The organism is Kitasatospora sp. NPDC034035 (assembly GCF_055575755.1).
The window spans coordinates 255,009-279,477 of record NZ_JBVISA010000008.1 but is presented as its reverse complement, the minus strand read 5'-3'; the positions used below and the strand labels follow the sequence as shown (position 1 = coordinate 279,477).

General features: G+C 74.0%; 20 protein-coding genes. 12 read left to right on the top strand and 8 right to left on the bottom strand.

The genetic code is table 11. The features are described 5' to 3' along the window. Window positions 1-75: 75 nt before the first annotated feature. Together ACZ52J_RS14510 and ACZ52J_RS14505 are read right to left on the bottom strand one after the other, a co-directional pair. On the bottom strand, window positions 76-1,833 hold the full coding sequence (locus tag ACZ52J_RS14510; RefSeq protein ID WP_465618702.1) for a DNA polymerase Y family protein: 1,758 nt from the start codon (window positions 1,831-1,833) through the stop codon (window positions 76-78). A 1-nt stretch (window position 1,834) separates the two neighbouring features. Further along, entirely contained in the window at window positions 1,835-2,581 is a 747-nt protein-coding gene (locus ACZ52J_RS14505; protein WP_465618700.1) for a hypothetical protein, read from the bottom strand. 269 nt (window positions 2,582-2,850) lie between these two features. Here ACZ52J_RS14505 and ACZ52J_RS14500 point away from each other — a divergent pair, with 269 nt between their 5' ends. From ACZ52J_RS14500 to ACZ52J_RS14465, 8 genes are all read left to right on the top strand, one after another. Then, window positions 2,851-3,561: an ArsR/SmtB family transcription factor gene (locus ACZ52J_RS14500; RefSeq protein WP_465618698.1), complete on the top strand. Its 711-nt coding sequence runs from the start codon at window positions 2,851-2,853 to the stop codon at window positions 3,559-3,561. Beyond that, entirely contained in the window at window positions 3,558-4,295 is a 738-nt protein-coding gene (locus tag ACZ52J_RS14495; protein WP_465618696.1) for an SRPBCC family protein, read from the top strand. The genes ACZ52J_RS14500 and ACZ52J_RS14495 overlap by 4 nt, the downstream gene beginning before the upstream one ends. A 104-nt stretch (window positions 4,296-4,399) precedes the next feature. After that, the gene (locus tag ACZ52J_RS14490) at window positions 4,400-4,972 is read left to right on the top strand and encodes a dihydrofolate reductase family protein (protein ID WP_360508005.1); all 573 of its coding nucleotides are present in this window, start codon (window positions 4,400-4,402) and stop codon (window positions 4,970-4,972) included. A gap of 122 nt (window positions 4,973-5,094) precedes the next feature. Then, complete coding sequence (locus ACZ52J_RS14485; RefSeq protein WP_360508003.1) at window positions 5,095-5,685, top strand: DinB family protein; 591 nt, start codon at window positions 5,095-5,097, stop codon at window positions 5,683-5,685. A gap of 85 nt (window positions 5,686-5,770) precedes the next feature. Further along, window positions 5,771-6,721 (top strand): hypothetical protein, encoded by a 951-nt coding sequence (locus tag ACZ52J_RS14480; RefSeq protein WP_465618693.1) that lies wholly within the window; start codon window positions 5,771-5,773, stop codon window positions 6,719-6,721. A 154-nt stretch (window positions 6,722-6,875) separates the two neighbouring features. Further along, window positions 6,876-7,997, top strand: coding sequence for an SUKH-4 family immunity protein (locus ACZ52J_RS14475; protein ID WP_465618691.1), 1,122 nt, complete (start codon window positions 6,876-6,878; stop codon window positions 7,995-7,997). A 139-nt stretch (window positions 7,998-8,136) separates the two neighbouring features. Then, entirely contained in the window at window positions 8,137-9,141 is a 1,005-nt protein-coding gene (locus ACZ52J_RS14470; protein WP_465618689.1) for a DUF2332 domain-containing protein, read from the top strand. Window positions 9,142-9,286: 145 nt separating this feature from the next. Next, entirely contained in the window at window positions 9,287-10,045 is a 759-nt protein-coding gene (locus ACZ52J_RS14465) for a MerR family transcriptional regulator (protein WP_465618687.1), read from the top strand. A gap of 96 nt (window positions 10,046-10,141) precedes the next feature. On the opposite strand, the gene ACZ52J_RS14460 is transcribed toward ACZ52J_RS14465, so the two are convergent. Beyond that, complete coding sequence (locus ACZ52J_RS14460; protein ID WP_465618685.1) at window positions 10,142-12,535, bottom strand: FtsX-like permease family protein; 2,394 nt, start codon at window positions 12,533-12,535, stop codon at window positions 10,142-10,144. Window positions 12,536-12,584: 49 nt separating this feature from the next. After that, a complete protein-coding gene (locus ACZ52J_RS14455; protein ID WP_465618683.1) occupies window positions 12,585-13,298 on the bottom strand; it encodes an ABC transporter ATP-binding protein in 714 nt (237 codons plus the stop codon). Between the two features lie 279 nt (window positions 13,299-13,577). Between ACZ52J_RS14455 and ACZ52J_RS14450 the strand changes: the two genes are divergently transcribed. From ACZ52J_RS14450 to ACZ52J_RS14435, 4 genes are all read left to right on the top strand, one after another. Then, entirely contained in the window at window positions 13,578-15,029 is a 1,452-nt protein-coding gene (locus ACZ52J_RS14450) for a sensor histidine kinase (RefSeq protein WP_465618681.1), read from the top strand. After that, a complete protein-coding gene (locus tag ACZ52J_RS14445) occupies window positions 14,981-15,628 on the top strand; it encodes a response regulator transcription factor (protein ID WP_360509357.1) in 648 nt (215 codons plus the stop codon). Before ACZ52J_RS14450 ends, ACZ52J_RS14445 begins: the two co-directional genes overlap by 49 nt. A gap of 367 nt (window positions 15,629-15,995) precedes the next feature. Beyond that, the gene (locus ACZ52J_RS14440; RefSeq protein ID WP_360509355.1) at window positions 15,996-17,039 is read left to right on the top strand and encodes an isopenicillin N synthase family dioxygenase; all 1,044 of its coding nucleotides are present in this window, start codon (window positions 15,996-15,998) and stop codon (window positions 17,037-17,039) included. 556 nt (window positions 17,040-17,595) lie between these two features. Beyond that, window positions 17,596-18,351 (top strand): MerR family transcriptional regulator, encoded by a 756-nt coding sequence (locus tag ACZ52J_RS14435; RefSeq protein WP_465618678.1) that lies wholly within the window; start codon window positions 17,596-17,598, stop codon window positions 18,349-18,351. A gap of 69 nt (window positions 18,352-18,420) precedes the next feature. Here ACZ52J_RS14435 and ACZ52J_RS14430 read toward each other — a convergent pair whose 3' ends face one another. From ACZ52J_RS14430 to ACZ52J_RS14415, 4 genes are all read right to left on the bottom strand, one after another. Continuing rightward, window positions 18,421-20,616 (bottom strand): 3-hydroxyacyl-CoA dehydrogenase NAD-binding domain-containing protein, encoded by a 2,196-nt coding sequence (locus ACZ52J_RS14430; protein ID WP_465618676.1) that lies wholly within the window; start codon window positions 20,614-20,616, stop codon window positions 18,421-18,423. Window positions 20,617-20,655: 39 nt separating this feature from the next. After that, the gene (locus ACZ52J_RS14425) at window positions 20,656-21,870 is read right to left on the bottom strand and encodes an acetyl-CoA C-acetyltransferase (RefSeq protein ID WP_360509349.1); all 1,215 of its coding nucleotides are present in this window, start codon (window positions 21,868-21,870) and stop codon (window positions 20,656-20,658) included. Window positions 21,871-21,997: 127 nt separating this feature from the next. Further along, complete coding sequence (locus tag ACZ52J_RS14420; RefSeq protein WP_465618674.1) at window positions 21,998-23,140, bottom strand: acyl-CoA dehydrogenase family protein; 1,143 nt, start codon at window positions 23,138-23,140, stop codon at window positions 21,998-22,000. 2 nt (window positions 23,141-23,142) lie between these two features. After that, on the bottom strand, window positions 23,143-24,345 hold the full coding sequence (locus tag ACZ52J_RS14415; protein ID WP_465618794.1) for a CaiB/BaiF CoA transferase family protein: 1,203 nt from the start codon (window positions 24,343-24,345) through the stop codon (window positions 23,143-23,145). Between the last annotated feature and the right edge of the window lie 124 nt (window positions 24,346-24,469).

Here is a 24,469-nt window from a genome sequence, read left to right as displayed (position 1 = left end):
CGTTCTCGTGCTCGTCCTGCTCCCCCCTGCTCCGGGTTCCGGCTTTCGGTCTCCGGCTTTCGGGCCCCGGGGCCGCTAGTCGTAGCCGGCCTCCAGGTACCACGCACCCCCCTCCACGGTGAGCAGCAACGCCCGGCCGCCGCCCACCACGACCTGGAACCGCGCCCGGCGGCGGGCGAGCGCCTGGTCCCACCAGTACTCGACCGCCGGCCAGGGCCCGGTCCAGCCGTCCACCGGCTCCTCCCGCCCCCGGACCACGACCAGGGCCGGCCGGGCCGACACCCCCGCCCGGCCGTCCACCGTGACCGGCAGCCCGGCCTCATCCAGCACCCGCACCGGCGTGGGCTCCCGCAGCACCACAGCCGGCCACACCTCCGGCAGCCGCCCCGGCCAGGGCGCGTCGGCCGGCACCGCCGCCCCGTACGGCTCGCCCCACGGCACCTTGACCGCCTGCTCCCCCGGCCCGCGCCCCCCGGCCGGTTCGATCCGGCGCAACCCGGCGTGCCCGAGCACCGCCTGCACCCGGGCGACCGCACGCTCCACCCGGTCGTCGGCGACGGCCTGGCCCCACAGCGCCAACTGGCGGCCCTGGTCCGGGGAGAGGCCGTCGGGCGCCAGGCGAAGCAGGACGAAACCGGTGTCGGGGCCCTCGTCGGCGGCCGCGAAGACGCCCGCACCCTGCCAGGCCTGCAGCTGCCAGCGGACCCGCTCGGCCAGCGCCGTCGCCGACAGCCGGCCCTCGTGGCGCCACAGCCGGGAGGCCGTCCGGCCGTCCGCGCAGGCCACCTCGACGGCCACCCGGCGGCAGGTCAGCCCGGCCCCGGCCAGCCGCCGGTGCAACGCCTCGGCCAGCGTGCGGGCGACGAACACCAGCGGCTCGGCCAGTGGCTCCGGCGGGTCGAAGCGCTGCTCGACGGCGAGGTCCGGCTCCTGGTCGCGCGGCACCAGCGGGCGCGGTTGCAACCCGCGGGCCAGCCGGTGCGCGGCCGTCCCGGACGGGCCAAAACGGTCCGCGACCGCCTCGGGCGGCAGCGCGGCGAACGCCCCGACGGTGGGCAGGCCGAGCCGCCCGAGCAGCTCGGCCGGCGCCTCGTCGCCCAGCGCGCTCACCGGGTACGGGGAGAGGAACTCCGCCGTCCGGCCCGCCGGGACCAGCACGCCTGCACGGGCGGCGAGCACGGCGGCGAACAGGCCGTCGGCGACACCGACCTGGGCGTGGGGGGTGTTCGGCGGCGCTGCGTCAGGGGTCTCGGGAGCCTCGGGGGTATCAGGGGTCTCGGGGGTCGCCGGGGCCTCGGGGGTCGCCGGGGCCTTGGGGGCCCGGGGGGTCACCGCGCCCGGGACGGCGTCCGGGACGGGCGGCCGCCCGAGAGCGTCCGCCACCGCCGTACGGACCTTGGCGGCCAGCGCCTCCTCGCCGCCGAAGTAGCGGCCCGGACCCTTCACCGGGATCGCGCACAGACCGGGACGGATCACCTCCACCCGGGGTGTGAACGCCTCCACCGCCGCGACCACCGGCTCGAAGCGGCGGGTCTCCGCCTCCGGGTCGCGATCGCGCAGCTCCAGCTCCGGGCAGAGCCGCTGGGCCAGCTTGAGCCGCTGCCCCTGCCGCACCCCGGCCGCCCGGGCGCCCGCCGAGCAGGCGAGGATCCGCCCGCCCTCGGTCACCGCCACCGGGTCGTCGCCGGTGACGGCCGCCACCGGCCAGTCCGGGCACCAGACCACGAGCACCCGGGGGGTTCGGTCCTCGGCGGTCCCGGACAGCTCGCTCCCGGGCACCTCGCCCCTGGACACCTCGTTCCCGGGCACCTCGGACCACTCGTTCCCGGGCATCTCAGACCACCGCCGCGACGTGTGGTGCCGCCGGTTCCGTCACGGGCTGCAGCTGCGGCTGCTCCTGGGCCGGACGCTCTTGGAACGAGCGTTCCTGGAATGGACGTTCCAGGAGCGGCCGTTCCTGAAGCGGGCGCACCGCGCCGTGCTCGTCCGGCAGCCAGAGCCGGGCGGTCCGGCCGCGCACCGCCGAGCCGCGGCCCTCGGCCACCACCTCGACCTGCCGGCCGACGAGCTGCCCGTAGCCGTCGCCCAGTCCGAACCAGCGCCCGGACCGCACTCCCAGCCGCAGCGCCGCGCCCGGCCACGGTCCGGCCACCAGCAGCACACAGCCGCTGCGCCGCAGTACCGCCGCCAGCCGGGCGGCCAGCTTCGGCGGCACCGGCCCGTCCGGACGCAGCATGACCAGTTCGACCGCGCCGGCCAGCACCGACACCACCTCGGCCCAGTGCGGCCCCGGGTCGTCCGCGACCAGCAGTCGGCGCAGGTCCAGCCCGTATCCCTCGGCGGCGGCCAGCCCGAGGTCCGGCAGCCCGACCGCCGCCGCCCAGCCGCCCTCGGTCTCCCGTACCCCGGCGGCGAGCGCCAGCAGCAGCCCGGTGTCCCCGCCCGCCACCGACACCGCGGTGCCGCGTCGCAGCCCGCCGTCCGGCAGGACCTCCCGTAGCGCGGGTGGCACTGGCAGCAGGCCCCGGGCCTGCGCCTGTCCGTCGCCCGGCTCCCCCGGCACGGCAGCCGGGAGCGCCACCGGCCGGAGCACGGGTCGTGCGGGCTGCTCGGCGGTGGATTCGAAAACAGATTCGAAAACGGGCACAACCCCAGGATCGAACATCCGTTCGTAAAGATTCAAGTCCGACCCGGTAGCCCCTCCCGTCACTCTCCGTGCCAGGTCGCGGCAGGCGCGGCCGACGGGCGGGCGGAGGCGTGGGGCCGGACGGGCGATATCACTCGGCCGACCGGGCTACCGACAAGTCTTTTTTCCTTGACAAATTTTTTTGTCGGACGGATCCTGGAGGGGTGCTGGACGTCGCTGTGATCGAAGACCCCGCCGCGGCCGAGGCGTCCCTGGACCCGATCCGGGCCCGGATCCTCGCCGCCCTGGCCGAACCCGGCTCGGCCGCCATGCTGGCCGGCCGCCTGGCCCTGCCCCGACAGAAGGTCAACTACCACCTGAAGGAACTGGAGCGGCACGGACTCGTCGAACTCGCCGAGGAGCGCCGCAAGGGCAACGTCACCGAACGGGTGTACCGCGCCACCGCGGCCTCCTACGTGATCTCCCCCGGCGTCCTGGCCGCCGTCAGCCCGGACCCCGACCGCTCCCCCGACCAGCTCTCCGCCCGCTGGCTGCTGGCCCTGGGCTCCCGGCTGGTGCAGGAGGTCGGAAGCCTGCTGACCGGCGCCGCCCGGGCCCGGCGGCGGGTCGCCACCTTCGGCATCGACGCCCAGGTGCGGTTCGCCTCCGCGGCCGACCGGACCGCCTTCGCCGAGGACCTGGCCCAGGCCGTGGCGACCCTCGTCAGCCGCTACCACGACGAGTCCGCCCCCGGAGGCCGCAGCCACCGGGTGATCGTCGGACTCCACCAGATCCCCGCGGCCGCGCAGGCGGCGCCGCCCGCCACCGCGCCGGAGCCGGCCGGGACCCCGGCAGAAACGACCGGGACCGCCGGGACCGCCGGGACCGCCGCAGAAACGACCGGGGCCGCCCCGGAACAGGAGAACCCACGATGACCCACCCGTTCGAGATCGAGCTGGAGACCGCCCTGCCGGCGAGCCCGGAGCAGGTCTGGGAGGCGATCGCCACCGGGCCGGGGGTCGACTCCTGGTTCATGGGCCGCAACGAGCTGGACCCGCGCGAAGGCGGCACCGCCACCATGGAGACCGGAGGCCACCGCGAAGAGGCGGTGATCACCGCCTACGAACCCGGCAAGCGCCTGGCCACCCGCACGGCCACCGCCGAGGACGGCCGCTTCATGGCCTTCGAGTACCTGATCGAGGGCCGGGACGGCGGCTCCACCGTGCTCCGCGTCGTCCACAGCGGCCTGCTCGGCGACGACTGGCAGGACGAGTACGACGCGCTGCGCCGCGGCTGGCCCTTCCACCTCCACACGCTCCGCGAGTACCTCGCCCACTTCCCGGGACGCACCGCCGTCCCGGTCTTCGCCGCGGCACCGTCCGCCGGACGGCCGGAGCCGGAGGTCTGGACGGTCCTCGCCGGCGCCCTGTCACTGCCCCTCCCGGTCGCCGTGGGCGCACGGGCCCACGCCGAACCGGCCGGCCTGCCGCCACTGGACGGCGAGGTGGTCTGGTCGGACGACGAGCGCTTCGAGGTCCGCACCGCCGACGGGCTCTACGCCTTCCACCACGGCTCCGGCCTGGTGCTGATGTTCCACCACCTCTTCGGCCCGGCGCCGGAGGGGGCCGAAGCCGCCTGGCAGCGGTGGCTGACCGGGCTCCTCGCCTGAAGGCCCGAGCCTGAGCGCCCTTGCGGGCTCGGACACCTGAGCGCCACGCCTGAGCGCCCGAACCACCCGAACAGACACGAGAACGAGGAACAGAGGAACCACCGATGCGCACCCTGATCAGCACCGCCTTCATCTCGCTCGACGGCGTCGTCGACTCCCCCGGCGGCGAGCCCGGCTACCGGAACTCCGGATGGACCTTCAAGGACATCGAGTTCGTCCCCGAGGCCTTCGAGATCAAGGGCCGGGAGCAGGAGGAGGCCGGCGCGATGCTGCTGGGCCGGGTCAGCTACCAGGCGTTCAGCCCGGTGTGGCCGGACATGGCGGAATTCGCCCGCTACAAGGCCCTGCCCAAGTACGTCGTCTCCACCACCCTCACCAACGACGACCTGGTGTCGAACTGGGGCGAGACCAGCATCCTGCGCTCGCTCGACGAGGTCGCCGCCCTGAAGGAGACCGAGGGCGGCCCGATCATCGTCCACGGCAGCGCCGCCCTGAACCGGGCCCTCTCGGACGCCGGCCTGATCGACCGCTACCACCTGATCGTCTTCCCCCTGCTGCTCGGCGCGGGCAAGCGCCTGTTCAGCACCACGGACAAGGACGCCCAGAAGCTGAAGCTGGTCGAGCACGAGGTCTACAGCAACGGCCTGCAGAAGCAGGTCTTCGACGTGGTGCGCTGACTTCCGCCCCCGCAGGGATGATTGACGGTGCGTCAATTCTTCCTGTGGGGGCACCTGTCGAACACCTCGGACCGGCACCGGAAATCGATGGACAGGCCTCCGGCGATCAACAGACTGGTCCCATGACTGTGACGGACGACAAGACCGACCTCCGGATCTACCTCCAGGACGCCCGCGACGCGCTGCTCTGGAAGCTCGACGGCCTCTCCGAATACGACCTGCGCCGCCCGCTCTCCCCCACCGGGACCAACCTGCTGGGCCTGGTCAAGCACCTCACCGGAGCCGAGGCGATGTACTTCGGCGACACCTTCGGGCGCCCCTTCCCCGAGCCGACCCCGCTGTGGTTCACCGGCGACACCGAGCCGAACGCCGACCTGTGGGCGCGGCCGGACGAGACCACCCAGGAGATCGTCGGGCGCTACCGGCGGGTCTGGGCGCACTCGGACGCCACCATCGAGGCCCTGCCGCTGGAGGCGACCGGCCGACTCCCGTTCGGCGACCGCCCCGAGCAGACCCTGCACCGGGTCCTCGTCCACATGATCGCCGAATGCCACCGCCACGTCGGCCACGCCGACCTGGTCCGCGAGCTCGTGGACGGCGCCATCGGCCAGCGCCCCGACGGCATCAACACCGCCGAGGGCGACGCGGACTGGTGGCAGGCCCACCACGACCGGGTGGAGCAGGGGGCCCGCAAGGCCGGCGGGCTCGCCTGACCCACTCGCCCGCCCTCCGGCTCGTCCGGGGAGGGCCTCGTCCCGGCGCCCTGCCACGCCCGGTGATCGCCGTAGGGTGTCGGGCATGACCGGTGCGGAACAGGGTGTGCAGATGACCGTCCGATGCGGGGCCTGCGGGGGCACCGCCATCCGCAGCGTCGGGCAGTTCCTGATGCACGGGCGGGAGTTGTGGTGGGACGCCGACAGCTCCTGCCCGCCCTGCGGCACCACCCTCTGCGAGTACTGGGGCCCGGCGACGGTACCGGAGGACGTCCGCGAGGCACTGCTGACCACCCACGGGCCGGCCCGGCTCCGACTCGCCGGATCGCTCACCGACCCGCTGGCGGCCCTGCGGACGCTCCGCGAGGGCTCGGCGTCCTCCCTGCAGCGGACCCGTGAACTCCTCGCCGAACTCAGGGACTTCGGGCTCCACGGGACAGCCGTCGAGATGGCGTACTGGAAGGTACGGCTGACCGAGCGGGGCATCGCCGCGGAGGTCGCGGACGGCTTCGGCCGGGCGTACCGGTACGTCGGGCCGCCGGAACTGCGGTCGGCCGCCGGGCCCGGCGGCCGACCGGTCCGGACGGCGGACGAGTTCGCCGCCTGGGTGGACGGACGGACGGCGGAGGAACTGGCGGAGCCGTTCACCTTCGTGGTCGACCTGGGCGGCGCGCTGCTGCTCGCCCCGCGCCGCAGCGAGCACGTGGCCTGCGCGGGCGGGCGGTTGGTGCTGAGCGCCGGAGAGATCGGGTTCCGGCGGTCGGGCGGGGGCTGGGAAGTCGAGACGATCAGCAACCACTCCACCGGCTACTGCCCCGACACCACCTCCTGGCCCGCCGTGACCGCCGCCCTCACCCGCGTCGGCCTGCCGCACCCGGGTGCCTTCACGTACGCGGCGGTCTTCCGCCGCTGCCCCCGGTGCACCGCGTGCAACCTCGTCCGCGAGGAGCACTACGCCTGCGCCTTCTGCGACGCGGACCTGCCCGAGCACTGGAACGTGGACCCGGCGGCAGGAACGCAGGCGGCAGCGGCGTAGGGGCCGGAGGTGCGGGAGCCGACGGTTCAGGAGCTGGAGGTGTAGCAGCCGGACCGGGGGTGTGCCCCGAAACCCGCGCGGCGATGTCGGGCCGGGCCGCTAGGGTCTGGGGGGTCAGGGCCGGGGAAGGGTGGGGTTCGTGGGGTGTGAGCAAGTGGCGGGTTTGCCGGACGGTGTGGTGCACGCGGAGAGCCGGGAGTTCCTGGCGCGGGAGGGGCTGCCGACCGCGGGGGCGTTCCTGGAGTTCGGGGTGCTGCGGCCGTTCCCGGCGGACGCGGAGCGGCTGTTCGTCCTCGGCGAGACGGACTACTGCACCCCCTTCGCCGCCGTCGGCAACCTGGTGCTGCTGGACGGGGCGACCGGTGAGGTGTTCCTGGACAACGGCGGCCCCCGTCGGGATCCGCTGGCCTCCGACCTGACCACGCTGGCCGGCCTGATACGGGAGGTCGAGGCGGTCGCCGAGGCCGCCCGGCGGCCGGAGGCCCTGGACGGGCGGCGCGGCCCGGCCGTGGTGGCCGAGGTCATGGCGCAGGCCGAACGGCGGATGCGGGAGGTCGATCCGGGCCTGTTCGCGAGCGACTCCACGCCACCGGCGCACTGGGGCACCGCGCTGCTGGTGCACGCGCTGGGCTGGGGCGCGCTGCCGGGCGGTCCGGGCGGGCCCGCGTACGAGGTCGGCCCGGAGCTGGTGGCGGAGCTCGCCGCGCTGACGGACGAGGACGACGGCCCCGGCCAGGTGCACCGCTTCCGGCCCGAGTACCTGCCCGCCGCCCTGGTGCACGAGCCGACCCGGCGGCTGCTGACCGAAGTCGGGCTGCCGCTGGGCGGGGCGATGTTCGGGGTGTGCGAGGAACCGCTGGTCACCATGGGCGAGGCGTACCCGGAGTACTTCGACGGCGAGGAGGACCGCCCGTACCAGCGGGACTTCATCGCCCTCGGGGACTGGCCGACGGACCTCACGATCGCCCTGGACGGCGCCACCGGCCGACTCGAACTGCCCGACTGGTACGACGACGGCCAGCCCGAGGCCTACCTGAACCGCGACCTGTCCGCCCTGCTCTACGCCCTCTGGACGTACGAGCGGCTGCGCGCCGAGTGGGAGCGCTGGGACTACGGCCGGGGCCACGACACCTGGGCGGTGTTCGACCCGCAGTCACTGCTGAGCACGGTGGTGGACCGGCTGGTGGAGGCCGTCGACCCGGAAGCCTTCGCCTCGCCGGGCTGCTCCTGGCGGCTGCTCGCCGAGGACGGGCACATGGGCGGCATGCTGGGGTGACAGCGCGCGGGGTGCCGGCGCTGTCCACCGCTGGGGCAGCGTGCCGGCCGCGGGAAACGCGGCCGGGAGGGGCGCCGGAGGGCGCGGTGGGCCGGGCGTAGGCTGTGCCGATTCGATCACTCGAAAGGGTGCAAGAGAGATGCACAGCGATACGGGGGACCTCTACCGCGCGTTCGCGGAGCGAGAGGCTCGCGGCAACTCCGCGATCTACCAGGACCTGGCCGAGCACCTCGCCGAGGACGGGCAGTTGTGCGCGATGCTGGACGGGCTGCCGGCCGTGAAGCGACAGCCGAACCTGCTGTTCGGTGCCGTCCGGCACCTGGGCGGGCCGGTGTCGGAGGGCTGGCCGGCCTTCCGCGACTGGGTGACGGCCCACTGGGACGAGGCGTCGGCCACCATGCTGGAGCGCCTGACCCAGACCAACGAGTCGGGCCGCTGCGCCACCCTGCTGCCGCTGCTGGCGACCCTGCCGCAGCCGCTCGCGCTGATCGAGGTGGGCGCCTCGGCCGGGCTCTGCCTGTACCCGGACCGGTACCGCTACCGCTACCTGCCCGCGGACGGGGTGGGCGCCCCGCCGGCCGAGTTCGGCGACGCGGCGAGCCCGGTGACGCTGGACTGCGCGGTGAGCGGGCCGGTGCCGCTCCCCGCGTTCCTGCCGGAGCGGCTGCCCGAGGTGGTATGGCGGGCCGGGGTCGACCTCAACCCGCTGGATGTCCGGGCCGAGGAGGACATGCGCTGGCTGGAGTCGCTGGTCTGGCCGGAGCAGACCCACCGGCTGGACCGACTGCGCGGCGCCGTCCGGGTCGCCCGGGCCGAGCCGCCGCTGCTGGTGCGCGGCGATCTCAACGCGACGGTACGGGAATTGGTGGAGCGGGTGCCGACGGGGGCGACGCCGGTGGTGTTCCACAGCGCCGTGCTCGCGTACCTGCCGCCGGAGGCGCGGGAGGAGTTCGCGGTGACCATGCGCGAGCTGCCCGGGCACTGGATCTCCAACGAGGCGGTCTCCGTGCTGCCGACCGTCTCCCGGCGCCTGCCCCGACCGGCCCCGGCCGGATCCGGGCTGTTCGCGCTCGCCCTGGACGAGCGGCCGGTGGCCTTCACCGGGCCGCACGGACAGTCCCTGGACTGGTTCGGCGAGGCGTAGCCGGCCGGGCTGGGACGGGGTCGCGGGCAGCCCCGGAAGTCCGGGCTTGAAGCTGCCGCAGCGGCAGCTTCTACCGTCGTACCGGGGCCGGAGGAACCGGCCCCGGTACGACGAACGTGGGGACCCGGAAGCGAGGGAGGCGGCCATGGCCTGGCCGATTGCGGAGGTCGCCCGGATGTCCGGGGTGACCGCCCGGACGCTGCGGCACTACGACGAGATCGGACTGCTTCCCCCGGCCCGGATCGGCACCAACGGCCACCGCTACTACGAGGAGCGGCAGTTGCTGCAACTGCAGCAGATCCTCGTACTGCGGGCGCTGGGCGTGGGGCTGACCGAGATCGCCCGGATCCTGGGCGAGCAGGTGGACGAGTTGCACGCCCTGCGGGGCCACCACCGGCAGCTGGTCGCCGAACGCGACCGGCTGGACGCCCTGGCCGCCACCGTTTCCCGCACGATCGCCGACCTGGAACGCTCCCGGAAGGACGGCACACTCATGACCATCAACCGCCCCGAGAACCTGTTCGAGGGCATCCAGCCCGCCGATGTCGACGCCGGCCTGCGCGACTTCCCCGAGCACGCCGAGGCGGCCCGGCGTGCGACCGCCGCGATGAGCCCGGACGAGATCGCGGCCGGGCAGCGCGAGCGGACCGCGCGCATGGTCCGGCTGGCCGAGCTGGTGGCGTCCGGCCACCCGGCCGGCGCCGAGCCCGTGCAGAGCATGATCGACGAGGAGTACCGGCTGCTCGGCACGATCCGGTCGGTCTCGGTGGAGGAGTACCGCGCGATGGCGCGTTCCTGCACCGAGACCGAGCAGTGGCGCGCCGCGTACGAGGCCATCGCCCCGGGCCTGGCCGCGTACCAGCGGGCCGCCATGGAGGCGTACGCGGCGGCGCGGCTCTCCTGAGCGCGGTTGTCCCTGGGCGCGGTTGCCTCTGGGCGGGCCGCTCCTGCGGGGGACCAGCCCCGCGGGAGCGGCCGCCTCAGGAACGGCCCGCCGCCGTCACTCCGTCCGCAGCGCCGTGACCGTCCGGGTCCGGGCCGCCCAGGTGGCGGGGAGGGCGGCGCCGAGCAGGGCCAGCACCAGGCCGCCGAGTATCAGCGGCCCCACCACCGACGGGTCGAAGACGCCGAGGTCCGCGTCGGGCACGCCGATCCCGGCGGCGCGGGCCATCGCGGGCATCACCTGGTGGTGCACAGCGATCCCGATCGGCACCCCGATCAGCCCGGCCACCAGCCCGCTGCCGCAGACCGAGGTGAGCACCATGCCGACGGTCTGCCGGGGCGACATTCCGAGCGCTCTGAGCACCCCGAGGTCGTGCACCCGCTCCCGGGTGTCCAGCAGCACCGTGTTGAGCACCCCGAGCCCCGCGACCACCGAGAGCAGCAGCGTGAGCGTCCCGGCCAGGGTGTTCATCGCCAGCACCACGACGTTGATGTGCTGCTCGCCGGGCTCGGCGCTCAGTCCCATCGGCTGGACCGCACTGTCGAGCGCGTCGGCGTACGCCTTCGCGTCGGTGCCGGGGGTGAGGTCGATGTGGAAGGAGATCGCCTCGGCGGCGACGGCGCCGCCGAGCGGGGCCAGTGCGGCCCGGTCCAGGAAGACGAAGTCGTTGGTGGCCAGGACCTCGCCGGTGATCTTCGCCGGGGTGGTGCGCCCGTGGTCGGTGAGGGTCACGGTGTCGCCGACCTTCGCCTGGTTGGCGCGCAGGTAGGCCGATCCGACCACGATCTCGCCGGGGCCGTCGAACCAGCGGCCGGAGACCAGCTGGTAGCCGCTCCACGAGACGTCGCCGGTGAACGCGACCATCTCGGAGCGCCCGGTGTTCCCGGCCACGGACACCGGCGTCGGGACGCTGCTGTACCAGGCCCGGGTGCCCGGGCGGGCGCCGATCGCCCGGGCCACGGCCGCCTCGTCCACGCCGTCGGCGGACTTCGCGGTGCCCTCCATCGGGGTCTGGACCACGACCTTGCCGGCGCGCCCGGCCTCCAGGCCGTCCTGGAGGAGGCCGAGCGAGAGCGTCAGGCCGACGCAGAGGGTGACCCCGGCCGTGCCGAGCACCACCGCGGCCCCCGTGGTCGCGGACCGGGCCGGTCGGTTGAGCGGGCTCGCCAGTCCGAGGCTCAGCGAGCGCGGCACCGGAAGTCGGCCGATCCCGTTCCGAACCCTCGTCAGGAGGCCTGCCGACGCGGCCCGGCCCCGGTCGCCCTGGGCGGCGGCCCGTTTGGCGCCCGGCGCCGTCCGGCCGACCGTGAGCGCCTCCACCGTGCGCAGTCGTCCGGCCCGCAGCGCCGGCACCAGGGCGGTGCCCGTCACGGCGGCCAGGGCCGCCGCCGGGACGGCGAGGTCCACCCAGAGCGGGATGCCGAGCAGGCCGCCGCGCAGGGCCTTATGGGCAATGCCGAGGACCGGTACGGAGAGCAGGTTGCCGCCGAGCACGCCGAGCGCCGTGCCGATCCCGGCGGGGATCAGGGCCTGCCCGACGTAGGCGCGCGCGACCTGGGCCGGCGTGAAGCCCAGGGACTTGAGGATGCCGATCCGCCGGGTCGCGGCGGTGACGGCGCCGCTGACCACCACGCCGATGATCAGCACCGACATGGCGAGGCCGAGCACCCCGAAGGCCGTGACGAACGGGACGAAGGTCGAGGCCGTCCGGTTGGCCTCCTCCTGGGCGGGCCGGTAGGAGGTCGCCTTGGTGAGCGCGCCGGCCGGCACCGCGGCGGCGAGCGCGGCGTGGTCGGCCTCCACCTCGGCGTCGGTGTCGGCGTGGGCGAAGCGGTAGAGGTACTGGGCGGCGGGGGTGGTGCCGGGCGCGGTCAGCCCGGCGACCTGCTCGGGGGCGACCCAGCCGTCCGCGCTCCAGGAGACGGAGGCGGCGAGCCCGACCACCTTGAGCGTCGGGTGCCCGGGCAGGTCCGGGAACTGCATGCTGTCACCAACGGTCAGCGGGGAGTGGCCGTCCAGGAACACCACTTCGCCCGGGCCCGCGACCCAGCGGCCCATGGTGATCCGCAGGCCGTCCATCGGGCCGTCCTGGGCCCGGCCGACCAGGGTCATCGGCGGGAGCAGGCTGCCGGGCGGCGGAAGCTCGGTGTCCTCCCCCGAGCGCGGCTGGACGGTGACCGCCGGGTACGGGCCGGCCGTGGCCGTCGCACCGGCCGCGTGGGCGGCCGCGGCGAGCTGGGCGGGGCTCGCCTTGGCCGAGTCGTACAGCGCATTGAGGTGCGCGCCGTGCTGGGCGGTGAAGGACCGCTGGTACGGGCCCTGGGCGGCGACCAGCAGCCCGACCGCGAGGATGCACGCCGTCACGGACATCATCGTGGTGAGCACCATGACCAGGGTCTGCACCCGCTTGCGGCCCACCCCCGCCCGGACCACCTTGCCGAGCGCACTCATGCGTCCACCCCGCTCCGCCGCTCGTTCAGCCGCTCGTTCAGCCGCTCGCTCACAGCGCGCTCCTGGGGGCCGGTACCGCCGTGGTGTCCCGCACCAGCCGGCCGTCGAGCAGTTCGATCGTCCGGTCCGCGCAGGAGTCGGCGAGCGCGGTGTCATGGGTGACCAGCAGGATCGTCTGGCCCTCCGCGTTGAGCCCGCGCAGCAGGTCGCGGACGTCGGCGGCCGAGGCGGTGTCCAGCGCGCCGGTGGGCTCGTCGGCCAGCAGCAGCGGCGGACGGTTCATCAGCGCCCGGGCCACCGCGACCCGCTGGCGCTCGCCGCCGGAGAGCCGGCCCGGGAAGGCCTTGGCGTGCCGAGCCACCCCCAGCCGCTCCAGCAGCTCATCGGCCCGGGCGCGGGCCTGGTCGCGCCGCATCCCGGCGAGCTGGGCCGGGAGCAGCACGTTGTCCTCGACGTTCAGGTCGTCCAGCAGGTTGAAGAACTGGAACACCATGCCGATCCGCCGGCGCCGGTACTCGGCCAGCGCGGCCTCGCCGAGTTCGTGGACGGCCACGCCGTCGACCTCCACCGCGCCCTCGCTCGGGCGGTCGAGGCCGGCGATCAGGTTCAGCAGGGTGGACTTGCCGCTGCCGGAGCGACCGAGCACGGCCAGCGCCTCGCCGGCCCGTACCTCCAGGTCGAGGCCGGCCAGGGCGGGGCGGGCGGCGTCGGATCGGTCGTACGTCTTGCTGACGCCGCGGATCCGGATGATCGGCGCGTTCACGGGCCCTCCACGGTTCGGGGTCCGGCACCGGGGAGACCTGGGGCCGGCTGACGGGACATGACGCTACGAATCGCGGCCGGGGTGCGGACAGCCGTCTGGACGGCCTCTCCCAGGTGTATTCAGATACACCCCGAACTGGGTGTTCAGGCCTAGAGCACCGACCGCCCCGGCCAGGCAAACTGAGCCACCGACAGATCGGAACCGGGGTCCGCGAGGGCTCCGGAGCCGAGTGCTTCGAGGCCTCCGGACGGGGGCTCCGGGACGGCGAGGGGGCGCGTCATGACGACGGAAATGCACACGGGAGTGGTGGACCGGGTAAGCCGGGCCTGCGTGGACGGCGTGCGCGCCTGGTACGTGGTGACGCTCGCCGTGACGGGCCTGGTCTCGCTGCTGGCCGGTCCGCTCCTGCTGGCCGCCGCGCTGTTCGGCCCCGACGAGGCCGGGAGGTTCGGGCCGGGCGGCCCGTTCATCCTGACGGTGCCGCTGGGGCCGGTCGCCCTCTGGGCGCTGTGCTGGGCCACCGGGGGCGGCGGCCGGGCGGTCGGGGCCGCCCTGTTCGCCCCGGGCGCGCTCGCGGTGATGGCGACGCACCTCTACGGCGGCGCCGCGCCCGGTGGCCGGTCCGTCTCCCTCTGGCTGGCGCCCTCACTGCTGGTGCTCGCACTGTTCGGCGCGCGCTGGATCGCGACGGAGACCAGGCGGGTGGTCGGGAAGTGGAGCGGGCGGCCCGTCCCGGTGCCGTACCGCCGCCCGCCCGGCGCCGCCGGCCCCTGGCAGCGGCTGCGGGCCGGCGGCTGGCTGACCGACCCGGCGGTCTGGCGGGACCTCGCCTGGGCGCTGCTCACCGGCTGCGCGGTGCTGCTCACCGCCGTGATCGTCCTGGTGGCCCCGCTCGCCCTGGAGGTCTTCGGCCGGAACGGGCCGTTCTTCCCGCTGGGCATCGTCTACGGGATGGGCCTGTGGGTTGCACCGGCGGCCGCCCTGTGGGCCTCCCCGCCGGTCCTGCGGGTCCACGAGCGGGCCGCCCGGGCCCTGCTGGGCCCCTCCCGGCGGGCCGAACTCACCCGCCAGGTCAGCCACCTGGCGCGGACCAGGGCGGACACCATCGACGCCGGGGCCGCCGAGCTGCGCCGGATCGAGCGGGACCTGCACGACGGGGCGCAGGCCCGGCTGGTGGCCCTGGGCATGCTGCTGACCGTGGCCGAGCAGCTGAAGGACGACCCGGACGCCCTCGGCCCGCTGCTGGCCGAGGCCCGGACGTCCTCGGTGAAGGCGCTGAGCGAGCTGAGGGACCTGGTCCGCGGCATCCACCCCCCGGTGCTCGCCGACCGCGGACTGGCCGACGCGGTGCAGGCGACGGCGCTGGACCTGCCGCTGCCGGTCACCTTCACCGGCGCCCTGCCGGGGCGGACGCCCGCCCCGGTGGAGTCGGCCGCCTACTTCGCGGTCACCGAACTGCTCGCCAACGTGGTGAAACACGCGGGCGCCTCGCACGTATGGATCGAGATAGGGCACAGTGACGGGCTGCTGCGGATATCGGTCACCGACGACGGGCACGGCGGCGCCGACCCGTCCCGGGGCACCGGCCTCAGCGGAACCGAACGCCGACTGGCCGCCTTCGACGGGGTGCTCGCGATCAGCAGCCCCTCCGGTGGTCCGACCATCGTGAACCTGGAGATCCCGTGCGCGTTGTCATCGCCGAAGACCTCTTCCTCCTCCGGGACGGCCTGACCCGGCTGCTGGAGGCCAACGGCATGAAGGTCACCGCGGCGGTCGAGAACGGCGACCAGTTGCTCGCCGCGGTGGCCGCCGACCGGCCCGACATCGCCGTGGTCGACGTCCGGCTGCCGCCGAGCTTCACCGACGAGGGGCTGCGGGCCGCGCTGGCCGCCCGCCAGGCCCACCAGGGCCTGCCCGTCCTGGTGCTGTCGCAGTTCGTGGAGCAGCTGTACGCGCGCGAGCTGCTGGCCGGCAGCACCGGCGGGATCGGCTACCTGCTCAAGGACCGGGTGATGGACGGCGACCAGTTCATCGACGCCGTCCGACGGGTCGCCCAGGGCGGTACCGCGATGGATCCGGAGGTGATCACCCGGCTGCTCACCCACAACTCCTCGGCCGGCCCGGTCTCCACCCTCTCCCCGCGCGAGCGGCAGGTGCTGGCACTGATGGCGGAGGGCCGCTCCAACGCGGCCATCGCCCAGCAGTTGGTGATCACCGAACGGGCGGTCGCCAAGCACACCGCGTCGATCTTCGTCCGGCTCGACCTGCAGCCCTCCGACGACGACAACCGCCGGGTGCTGGCCGTCCTGGCGTACCTCAACAATTCCTGAAAGGGGACGCAACACCACCTGCAAGGGGACGCCGATCGCAGCACGCCGCGATCGAGCAAACCTCACTTGACAGATCACCGACAAGTGATGGGCGGCCCTCCGCCGCAGGGGGCTCGCCCACCGCCGAACCGGTCATCTAGGCTGGTGCCGTGCTCATCCTTGTTCGCCGCCGCCACGTGGACCTGCTCCGCGTGACCAGCATGTCCTGTCGACGCTCCGGCTGAACCTCGCTCCAACCACCTCAACGGCGGCCCCACCCGGCCGCCCCCGCCTCCCGGCTCCCGAGCACCCGCCGCACCAGGCACTGCTCCGGCGCCCCCGGTCGACCACCGGGCCCGGCCGGGACGAGACCCAGCGGATGTCACACATGACGCAGCAGCACACCCCCATATCCGAAACCGGATCCGGCTCCACCCTCGCGGACGCCCTCCCGGTGATCGACCTCTCGCTCGCCGACGGCAGCCCGCAGGACCGCCGCCGCCTGCATGACGAGCTCCGCGCCGCGGCCACCGGCGTCGGCTTCTTCCAGCTCGTCGGCCACGGCGTCACCCCGCAGGAGACGGCCGCGCTCACCCAGGCCATGCGCGCCTTCTTCGCCCTCCCCGAAGCCGACCGGCTCGCCGTGAGCAACCTCAACTCCCCGCACTACCGGGGCTACACCCGCACCGGCGACGAGCGCACCGGCGGCAGCCAGGACTGGCGCGACCAGCTCGACATCGGCGCCGAGCTGCCCCCGCACGTCCCCGGCACCGGCGAGCCCCCGTACTGGTGGCTGGAGGGCCCCAACCAGTGGCCCGAGGCACTCCCCGAACTGCGCACCGCCGCACTCGGCTGGATCGACCACCTCGGCGGGGTCGCCCGCCGGCTGCTGCACGAACTCCTCACCTCGATCGGCGCCAGCCCCGACTTCTACGACGAAGCCTTCGCGGGCCACCCCCACCTGCGCCTCAAGCTGGTCCGCTACCCCGGCACCGCCCCGGACGGCGCCGGCCAGGGCGTCGGCGCCCACAAGGACTACGGCTTCATCACCCTGCTGCTCCAGGACACCGTCGGCGGCCTCCAGGTCGAACGCCAGGACGGCACCTTCCTGAACATCCCGCCGCTCGACGGCGCCTTCGTCGTCAACCTCGGCGAGCTGCTGGAAGTGGCCACGGACGGCTACCTCAAGGCCACCAACCACCGCGTGGTCAGCCCGCCCGGAGCCCGCGAGCGCTTCTCCGTCCCGTTCTTCTACAACCCGCGCCTCGACGCCCACATCGCGCCGCTGGACTTCCCGCTCGCCCACCACGCCCCCGGCGCCACCGAGGACCCGGACAACCCCCTCTTCGCCGATTTCGGCCTCAACGAGTGGAAGGGCTACACCCGGGCCCACCCCGAAGTCACCCGCCGCCACCACGCCGCCCTCGCCTGACCCGGGCGGCGCCGGCGAGAACCGGGGAGACCCAGAGAGACCCTGGGAGACCCGGTTCGGCCCCAACGAGTGGGCGGGCTACACCCGGGCGCACCCCGAGCCCACCCGTCGGCACCCGACTCCCCTTGACCCACCCCGGCGGCGCCCCCGGGTGGGTCAGGCGACGCCCTGACGCGACGGGCCGGGGCGTCGACGTACCCGGCCCCGCGGTGGAGGATCCTCCTCCCCGCCCTTCGCGCCTGCTCAACCTGCCGATGTTCGGCCCGGCGAGCAGCCCTGACCGCTGCCACGACACCGGCCCGGGGACGCGCATTCCGCGGACATCCCGCCGGCGGCCGGCCGGCATCCGGCCGCCCTCGGCACCCGGTCCGCACCCAGCCGCCCCGGCATCCGTCGGCATCCCGGCTCTCGGCGCGCCAGCGGCAGCGGCAGCCAGCGGCCACCGGCGGGCCACCACGACGGGCGGCCGGTGGCGGTCCGCCGGTGGACCGCCACCGGCCGCACTGTCACACTGCTGCTGTCACAGCAGGAGTGTGCCAGCGCGGGAGGGAAGCACATGGGGGAGCACGGCGCCGTGACGGGCGGGGTTCGGCTGACGGTGGACGAGCTGGCGGCGCGGGCTGGGGTGACCGTGCGGACCGTGCGGTTCTACGGGACGAAGGGTTTGCTGCCGCCGCCGGAGTTGGGGCCGCGGCGGGTGGGGCTGTACGGGGCGGCGCACCTGGACCGGCTGGGGCTGATCGAGGAGTTGCAGCGGCAGGGGCTGACGCTGGCGGCGATCGAGCGGTACTTGGCGCGGTTGCCGGAGGACAGTACGCCGCTGGATCTGGCGATCCACCGGGCGCTGGTGGCGTCCTGGACGCCTGAGGCCGCCGAGGAGCTGGGGCGGGCGCAGCTGGAGCGGCGGGCCGGTCGGGGGCTGTCGGAGGCGCAGGTGGAGCGACTGGCGGCGATGGGGGCGTTGGAGCGGACCGACGACCCGGAGGTGTTCCGGGTGGATCCGGGCCTGTTGCCGCTGGGTGTGCGGATCCTGGACGTGCCGATCCCGCTGGAGACGCTGCTGGCCGCCCGGGCGGTGGTGCTGGAGCACAGCCGGGCGACGGCACGGGAGTTGCAGCGGCTGTTCCGGGAGACGGTGTGGAAGCCGTACCGGGAGAGCGAGCCGGCACCGGAGGAGCTGGCCCGGATGAAGGCGTTGACGGACCACATCCAGCCGATGGTGGCGCAGGCGCTGGTGACGGCGTTCCAGCGCTCCCTGCGGGAGGAACTGGGCCAGGAACTCGACCAGGAACTGGACCAGGAGCCGAGCTAGGAGAACGCCAGGAGCCGGGTGAGGCCGTGCGGGACACGGCCTCACCCGGAACCCGGGCAGCACCCCGGGTCAGTCCGTGAACGTCCGCCCCTCCGCGGCGATCCGCTCCAGCAGCGCCGGCGGCGCGAACCGCTCGCCGTAGGCGGCGGCGAGTTCGCGGGCGCGGGCCGCGAACCCGGCCGGTCCGCCTTCGTAGCCGTTGATGTACTGGAACACGCCGCCGGTCCAGGCCGGGAAGCCGATGCCGATGATCGAGCCCACGTTGGCATCGGCGACCGAGGTCAGCACGCCTTCCTCGAGGCAGCGCACCGAGTCCAGCGCCTCGCTGAACAGCATCCGCTCCTTGAGGTCCTCGAAGGGCACCTCGGCGCCGCCCGAGCCGTCCGAACCGGAGCCGGAGCCGGAGAAGTGCTCCAGCAGCCCGGGCCAGAGCCGCCCGCGCTTGCCGTCCTCGCCGTACTCGTAGAAGCCCGCGCCGCCGCTGCGTCCCGGGCGGGCGAACTCGTCGACCATCCGGTCCACGACCGCGTCGGCCGGGTGCGGCGTCCAGGTGCCGCCGGTGGCCTCGACCGAGCGCCGGTACTCGTCGCGGATCTTGCGCGGCAGGGTGAGGGTGAGCTCGTCCATCAGGGAGAGCACCTTGGCGGGGTAGCCGGCCTGGGCGGCGGCCTGCTCGATGGAGGCGGGGTGGATGCCCTCACCGACCATGGCGACGCCCTCGTTGAGGAACTGGCCGATCACCCGCGAGGTGAAGAAACCGCGCGAGTCGTTGACCACGATCGGGGTCTTGTCGATCTGCCGGACCAGGTCGAAGGCGCGGGCGAGGGCCTCGTCGCCGGTCTGCGGGCCGCGGATGATCTCCACCAGCCGCATCTTGTCGACCGGCGAGAAGAAGTGCAGGCCGATGAAGTCGCCGGTGCGCCGGACGCCTTCGGCGAGCAGGCCGATCGGCAGGGTGGAGGTGTTGGAGCAGAGCAGCGCGTCGGGGGCGACGACGTCCTCGATCTCCTGGAACACCTTGTGCTTGAGTTCGGTGTTCTCGAAGACCGCCTCGATCACCGTGTCGCAGCCGGCCAGGTCGGCGGCGTCGCCGGTGGGGGTGATCCGGGCGAGCAGTTCGTCGCGCTTGGCCTCGGTGGAGCGGCCGCGCGCGATGGCCTTGTTCAACAGCCCTTCGGAGTAGGCCTTTCCGCGCTCGGCGGCCTCGACGGTCGTGTCCTTGAGGACGACGTCGAGGCCGGCCTTGGCGCAGGCGTAGGCGATGCCCGCGCCCATCATCCCGGCGCCGAGCACGGCGACCTTGCGGACCGGCCGCCGCTCGATGCCCTTGGGGCGCCCGGCACCGGAGTTGACCGCCTGCATGTCGAAGAACAGCGCCTGGATCATGTTCTTGCTGGTCTGGCCGCAGGCGAGTTCGGTGAAGTAGCGGGCCTCGATCACCATCGCGGTGTCGACGTCGACCTGGGCGCTCTCCACCGCGGCGGCCAGGACGTTGCGCGGGGCCGGGTAGGGCGCGCCGTTCAGCTGCTTGCGCAGGTTGGCCGGGAAGGCGGGCAGGTTGGCGGCGAAGGCCGGGGTGGCGGGGGTGCCGCCGGGGACCTTGTACCCCTTGACGTCCCAGGGCTGGACGGCGGTCGGGTTGGCCTCGATCCAGGCGCGCGCCCGGGTGGTCAACTCCTCGGGGGTGTCGACGAGTTCGTGCACCAGTCCGTGTTCCAGCGCCTGCGCCGGGCGGTACTGGCGGCCCTGCAGCAGGAACTTCAGCAGGGCGTCGGTGATGCCGAACAGCCGCACCGTACGGACCACTCCTCCGCCGCCCGGCAGCAGGCCGAGGGTGACCTCGGGCAGGCCGATCCGGCTCGCCGGGGTGTTCAGCGCGATGCGGTGGTGGCAGGCGAGGGTGATCTCCAGGCCGCCGCCGAGCGCGCTGCCGTTGACGGCGGCGACGACCGGCTTGCCGAGGGTCTCCAGCGTGCGCAGCGCGCGCTTGATCCGCATGGACTTCTCGAAGACGGCCTCGGCGTCCTCGGGGCGGGCGGCGGAGAGCATCCGCAGGTCTCCGCCGGCGAAGAAGGTCTTCTTGCCGGAGGTGATCACCACGCCGCGCAGGGCGTCCCCGAGTGCGGCCAGCCGCCCGACGACGGTCTCGAAGTCGGCGGTGAAGGCCTCGTTCATGGTGTTGACGGACTGGGTGGGGTCGTCGAGGACGAGGGTGACCACGCCGTCCTGGTCCTGCTCCCAGCGGATGGTGGTGGTGTCGCTCATGAAGTTCTCCAGGTCTGCCAGGTCTACCGGGGGCCGGACTCAGATGCGCTCGACGATGGTGGCGATGCCCATGCCACCGCCCACGCACAGGGTGATCAGGCCGTAGCGCAGGTCGCGCCGCTCGAGTTCGTCGATGACGGTGCCGAGCAGCATCGCGCCGGTGGCGCCGAGCGGGTGGCCGAGAGCAATCGCGCCGCCGTTGACGTTCACCTGGTCGTGGCGGAAGCCGAGTTCGCGGATGAAGCGGAGCGCGACGGCGGCGAAGGCCTCGTTGATCTCGACCAGGTCGATGTCGGCGGCGGTGAGCCCGGCCTTGGCGAGCGCCTTGTGGGTGGCCGGGGCGGGGCCGGTGAGCATGATGGTGGGCTCGGAACCGGAGACGGCGGCGGAGACGATCCGGGCGCGCGGGCGCAGCCCGTACCGCTCGCCGACCTCGCGGTTGCCGATGGCGACGAGGGCGGCGCCGTCCACGATGCCGGAGGAGTTGCCCGCGTGGTGGACGTGGTCGATGGCCTCCACCCAGTGGTACTTCTGCAGGGCGACGGCGTCGAAGCCGCCGGCCTCGCCGATGGCGGCGAAGGAGGGCTTGAGGCCGGCCAGGGTTTCCACGGTGGTGCCGGGGCGGATGAACTCGTCGCGCTCCAGCACGACGAGGCCGCTGCGGTCGCGCACCGGGACGACCGAGCGGTCGAACAGGCCGTCCGCCTGGGCCTTGGCGGCGCGGGCCTGGGACTCGGCGGCGAAGGCGTCCACGTCGGTGCGGGAGAGGCCTTCGATGGTGGCGATCAGGTCGGCGCCGATGCCCTGCGGGACGAAGTTGGTCTCGTAGGCGGTCATCGGGTCGGCGAACCAGGCGCCGCCGTCGGAGGCCATCTTGACCCGGGACATCGACTCCACGCCGCCGGCCAGGACCAGGTCCTCCCAGCCCGAACGGACCTTGGCGGCGGCCAGGTTGACGGCTTCCAGACCGGAGGCGCAGAAGCGGTTCTCCTGGACGCCGGCGACGGTGTCGGGCAGACCGGCCGCGACGGCGGCGATCCGGGCGATGTCGGAGCCCTGGTCGCCGACCGGGCTGACCACGCCGAGCACGATGTCGTCGATCGCGGCCGGGTCCAAGCCGGGGAAGCGGCTGCGCAGTTCGTGGATCAGGCCGACGACCAGGTCGATCGGCTTGGTGCCGTGCAGCGAGCCGTTGGCCTTGCCCCGGCCGCGCGGGGTGCGGATCGCGTCGTAGACGTACGCTTCGGTGGTCACGATGGGAATGCCTTTCGGGGGCTTCGGGCTTCGGACTTCGGGGTTCGGGCTCGAGCTTCGGACTTCGGGCTTCGAGGCGGGCGGGGCGGGGCGGGGCCTCGGCGGGGCAGGGGCTCGGCGGAGGGGGTCAGCCGAGGATGGAGCGGCCCACGATCTCCTTCATGATCTCGGTGGTGCCGCCGTAGATGGTCTGGATGCGGCCGTCGGTGAACGCCCGGGCGACCGGGAACTCGCTCATGTACCCGTATCCTCCGTGCAGTTGGAGGCAGCGGTCGGCGGTGCGCTTCTGCAGTTCGGTGGCCCACCACTTGGCCATCGAAGCGTCGGCCGGGGTGAGCGCGTAGCGGTTGTGCTCGGTGATGCAGCGGTCGACGAAAGCCCGGGTGACGGCGCACTCGGTGGCCAGCTCGGCGATCTCGAAGCGGACGTGCTGCAGCTTGGCGAGCGGTCGGCCGAAGGCCTCGCGCTGCTTGACGTAGTCGGTGGTGATCTCGACCAGGTACTCGGCGCCGGCGATCGCCGAGGCGGCGATGGTGAGCCGCTCCTGGGCGAGGTTCTGCATCAGGTGGACGAAGCCGCCGTTGAGCTCGCCGATCAGGTTCTCCTTCGGCACCCGGACGTCCTCGAAGAACAACTCGGCGGTGTCCTGGGCCTTCTGGCCGATCTTGTCGAGGTTGCGGCCGCGCTCGAAGCCGGGCATCCCGCGTTCGACGGCCAGCAGGCTCAGGCCGTGCGCGCCGCCCTCGGGGGTGGTGCGGGCGACCACGATGACGAGGTCGGCGAGGATGCCGTTGGAGATGAAGGTCTTGGCGCCGTTGAGCAGGAAGTGGTCGCCCTGGTCGACCGCCTGGGTGCGGATGCCCTGCAGGTCGGAGCCGGTGCCGGGCTCGGTCATCGCGATCGCGGTGATCAGCTCGCCGGAGCAGAACCCGGGCAGCCAGCGACGCTTCTGCTCCTCGGTGGCGAGGGAGGTGAGGTAGGGGCCGATGATGTCGTTGTGCAGGCCGATCGCCAGCCCGGAGGCGCCGGCCCGGGCGAACTCCTCGGCCAGCACGGCGGCGTAGCGGAAGTCCGGCGTGCCGCCACCGCCGTACTCCTCGGGGACGGCGAGGCCGAGCAAGCCCTGGCGGCCGGCCGCGACCCAGGCGGAGCGGTCGACGATGCCGGCCTTCTCCCAGCGGTCGTAGTGCGGCAGCACCTCCTTGGCGAGGAAGGCCCGTACGGCGGCCCGGAAGTCGTCGTGCTGCTCGGTGAAGATCTCGCGCTGCAACGCTACTCTCCTTGCTCTGCTGCGGAGTTGCCCGCCTCGAAGGTGTCTGCCTCGGGGTTGTCTGCCTCGGGGGTGCCCACTGCGGGGTTGTCTGCCTCCGAGCCGTCCGCCCCGGAGGTGAGGGATGGCACGGCCCAGTGCCGGGCCACCTCGGCAGTGTCCGCGCCGGGGCGGGCCGGCGGGCGGCGCAGCGCGCCGGGGGTGGCGGAGAAGCGCGGGGCGGGGGCGGGCTGGGTGACGCCGTCCACCTCGACGTACGTCCCGCGCGCCGACAGGTGTCCGTCGCCCGCCGCCTGATGCATCGTCAGCACCGGTTCCACGCAGGCGTCGGAGCCCGCGAAGACGGCCTCCCAATCGGCCCTGGTCCGGGTGGCGAAGCGGGCGGCGATCCGGGCGCGCAGTTCGGGCCAGCGGTCGAGGTCGTACTGACCGGGCGCGTCCGGGCCGAGTTCCAGCAGCCGGGCGAATTCGGCGTAGAAGCGCGGTTCCAGCGCGCCGACGGCCAGGTGTCCGCCGTCGGCCGCTCGGTAGACGGCGTAGAACGGCGCGCCGCCGTCCAGCAGGTTGACGCCACGGCGGTCCTGCCAGTGGCCGGCCGCGAGCAGGCCCCACAGCATGCTGCCGAGGTGTGCCGCGCCGTCGACGATCGCGGCGTCCACCACCTGGCCCGTGCCGGTGGCCCGGGCGTGGTGCAGCCCGGCGAGCAGGCCGACGACCAGGTAGAGCGAGCCGCCCGCGTAGTCGCCCAGCAGGTTGGCCGGGATTCCGGGTGCCTCGTCGGCGCCCCCGGGGGCCGCCACCAGCCCCAGCACCCCGGCCACCGCTGCGTATCCGAGGTCGTGTCCGGCGGTCGCGGCCCGGGGGCCCTGCTGCCCCCAGCCGGTCATCCGCCCGTACACCAGCGCCGGATTGCGCGCCAGGCACGCCTGCGGCCCGACCCCGAGCCGCTCGGCGACACCCGGCCGGTAGCCCTCGATCAGCAGATCGGCCCGCTCCACCAGGTCCAGCACCAGCCCGGGCCCTTCGGGCGACTTCAGGTCGACCAGCACCGAGCGCTTGTTGCGGTTGCTGAGGTCGTACGCCGGGTCGGTTCCGAGCGGCGACGGCTCGGGGCGGTCGACCCGCACCACGTCCGCCCCGAGGTCTCCCAGCAGCATCGCCGCGAACGGCCCCGGCCCGATTCCGGCGAGTTCCACCACCCGCACACCCGCCAACGGGCCCCGGGCGCCCTCGCCCACCGGACTGCTCGTGTCACGCACTGGCCGCAGAACCCTTCGGGGTTTGACAGTAAAGCTGTAACACTCGGGATGATAGGCAAGCGACCCGCCG

Coding starts and splice junctions, on each gene's coding strand:
- ACZ52J_RS14510 (WP_465618702.1), bottom strand. CDS start 1,833: ATGCCCGGGAACGAGTGGTCCGAGGTGCCCGGGAACGAGGTGTCCAGG.
- ACZ52J_RS14495 (WP_465618696.1), top strand. CDS start 3,558: ATGACCCACCCGTTCGAGATCGAGCTGGAGACCGCCCTGCCGGCGAGC.
- ACZ52J_RS14490 (WP_360508005.1), top strand. CDS start 4,400: ATGCGCACCCTGATCAGCACCGCCTTCATCTCGCTCGACGGCGTCGTC.
- ACZ52J_RS14485 (WP_360508003.1), top strand. CDS start 5,095: ATGACTGTGACGGACGACAAGACCGACCTCCGGATCTACCTCCAGGAC.
- ACZ52J_RS14480 (WP_465618693.1), top strand. CDS start 5,771: ATGACCGGTGCGGAACAGGGTGTGCAGATGACCGTCCGATGCGGGGCC.
- ACZ52J_RS14470 (WP_465618689.1), top strand. CDS start 8,137: ATGCACAGCGATACGGGGGACCTCTACCGCGCGTTCGCGGAGCGAGAG.
- ACZ52J_RS14465 (WP_465618687.1), top strand. CDS start 9,287: ATGGCCTGGCCGATTGCGGAGGTCGCCCGGATGTCCGGGGTGACCGCC.
- ACZ52J_RS14460 (WP_465618685.1), bottom strand. CDS start 12,535: ATGAGTGCGCTCGGCAAGGTGGTCCGGGCGGGGGTGGGCCGCAAGCGG.
- ACZ52J_RS14450 (WP_465618681.1), top strand. CDS start 13,578: ATGACGACGGAAATGCACACGGGAGTGGTGGACCGGGTAAGCCGGGCC.
- ACZ52J_RS14440 (WP_360509355.1), top strand. CDS start 15,996: ATGACGCAGCAGCACACCCCCATATCCGAAACCGGATCCGGCTCCACC.
- ACZ52J_RS14435 (WP_465618678.1), top strand. CDS start 17,596: ATGGGGGAGCACGGCGCCGTGACGGGCGGGGTTCGGCTGACGGTGGAC.
- ACZ52J_RS14430 (WP_465618676.1), bottom strand. CDS start 20,616: ATGAGCGACACCACCACCATCCGCTGGGAGCAGGACCAGGACGGCGTG.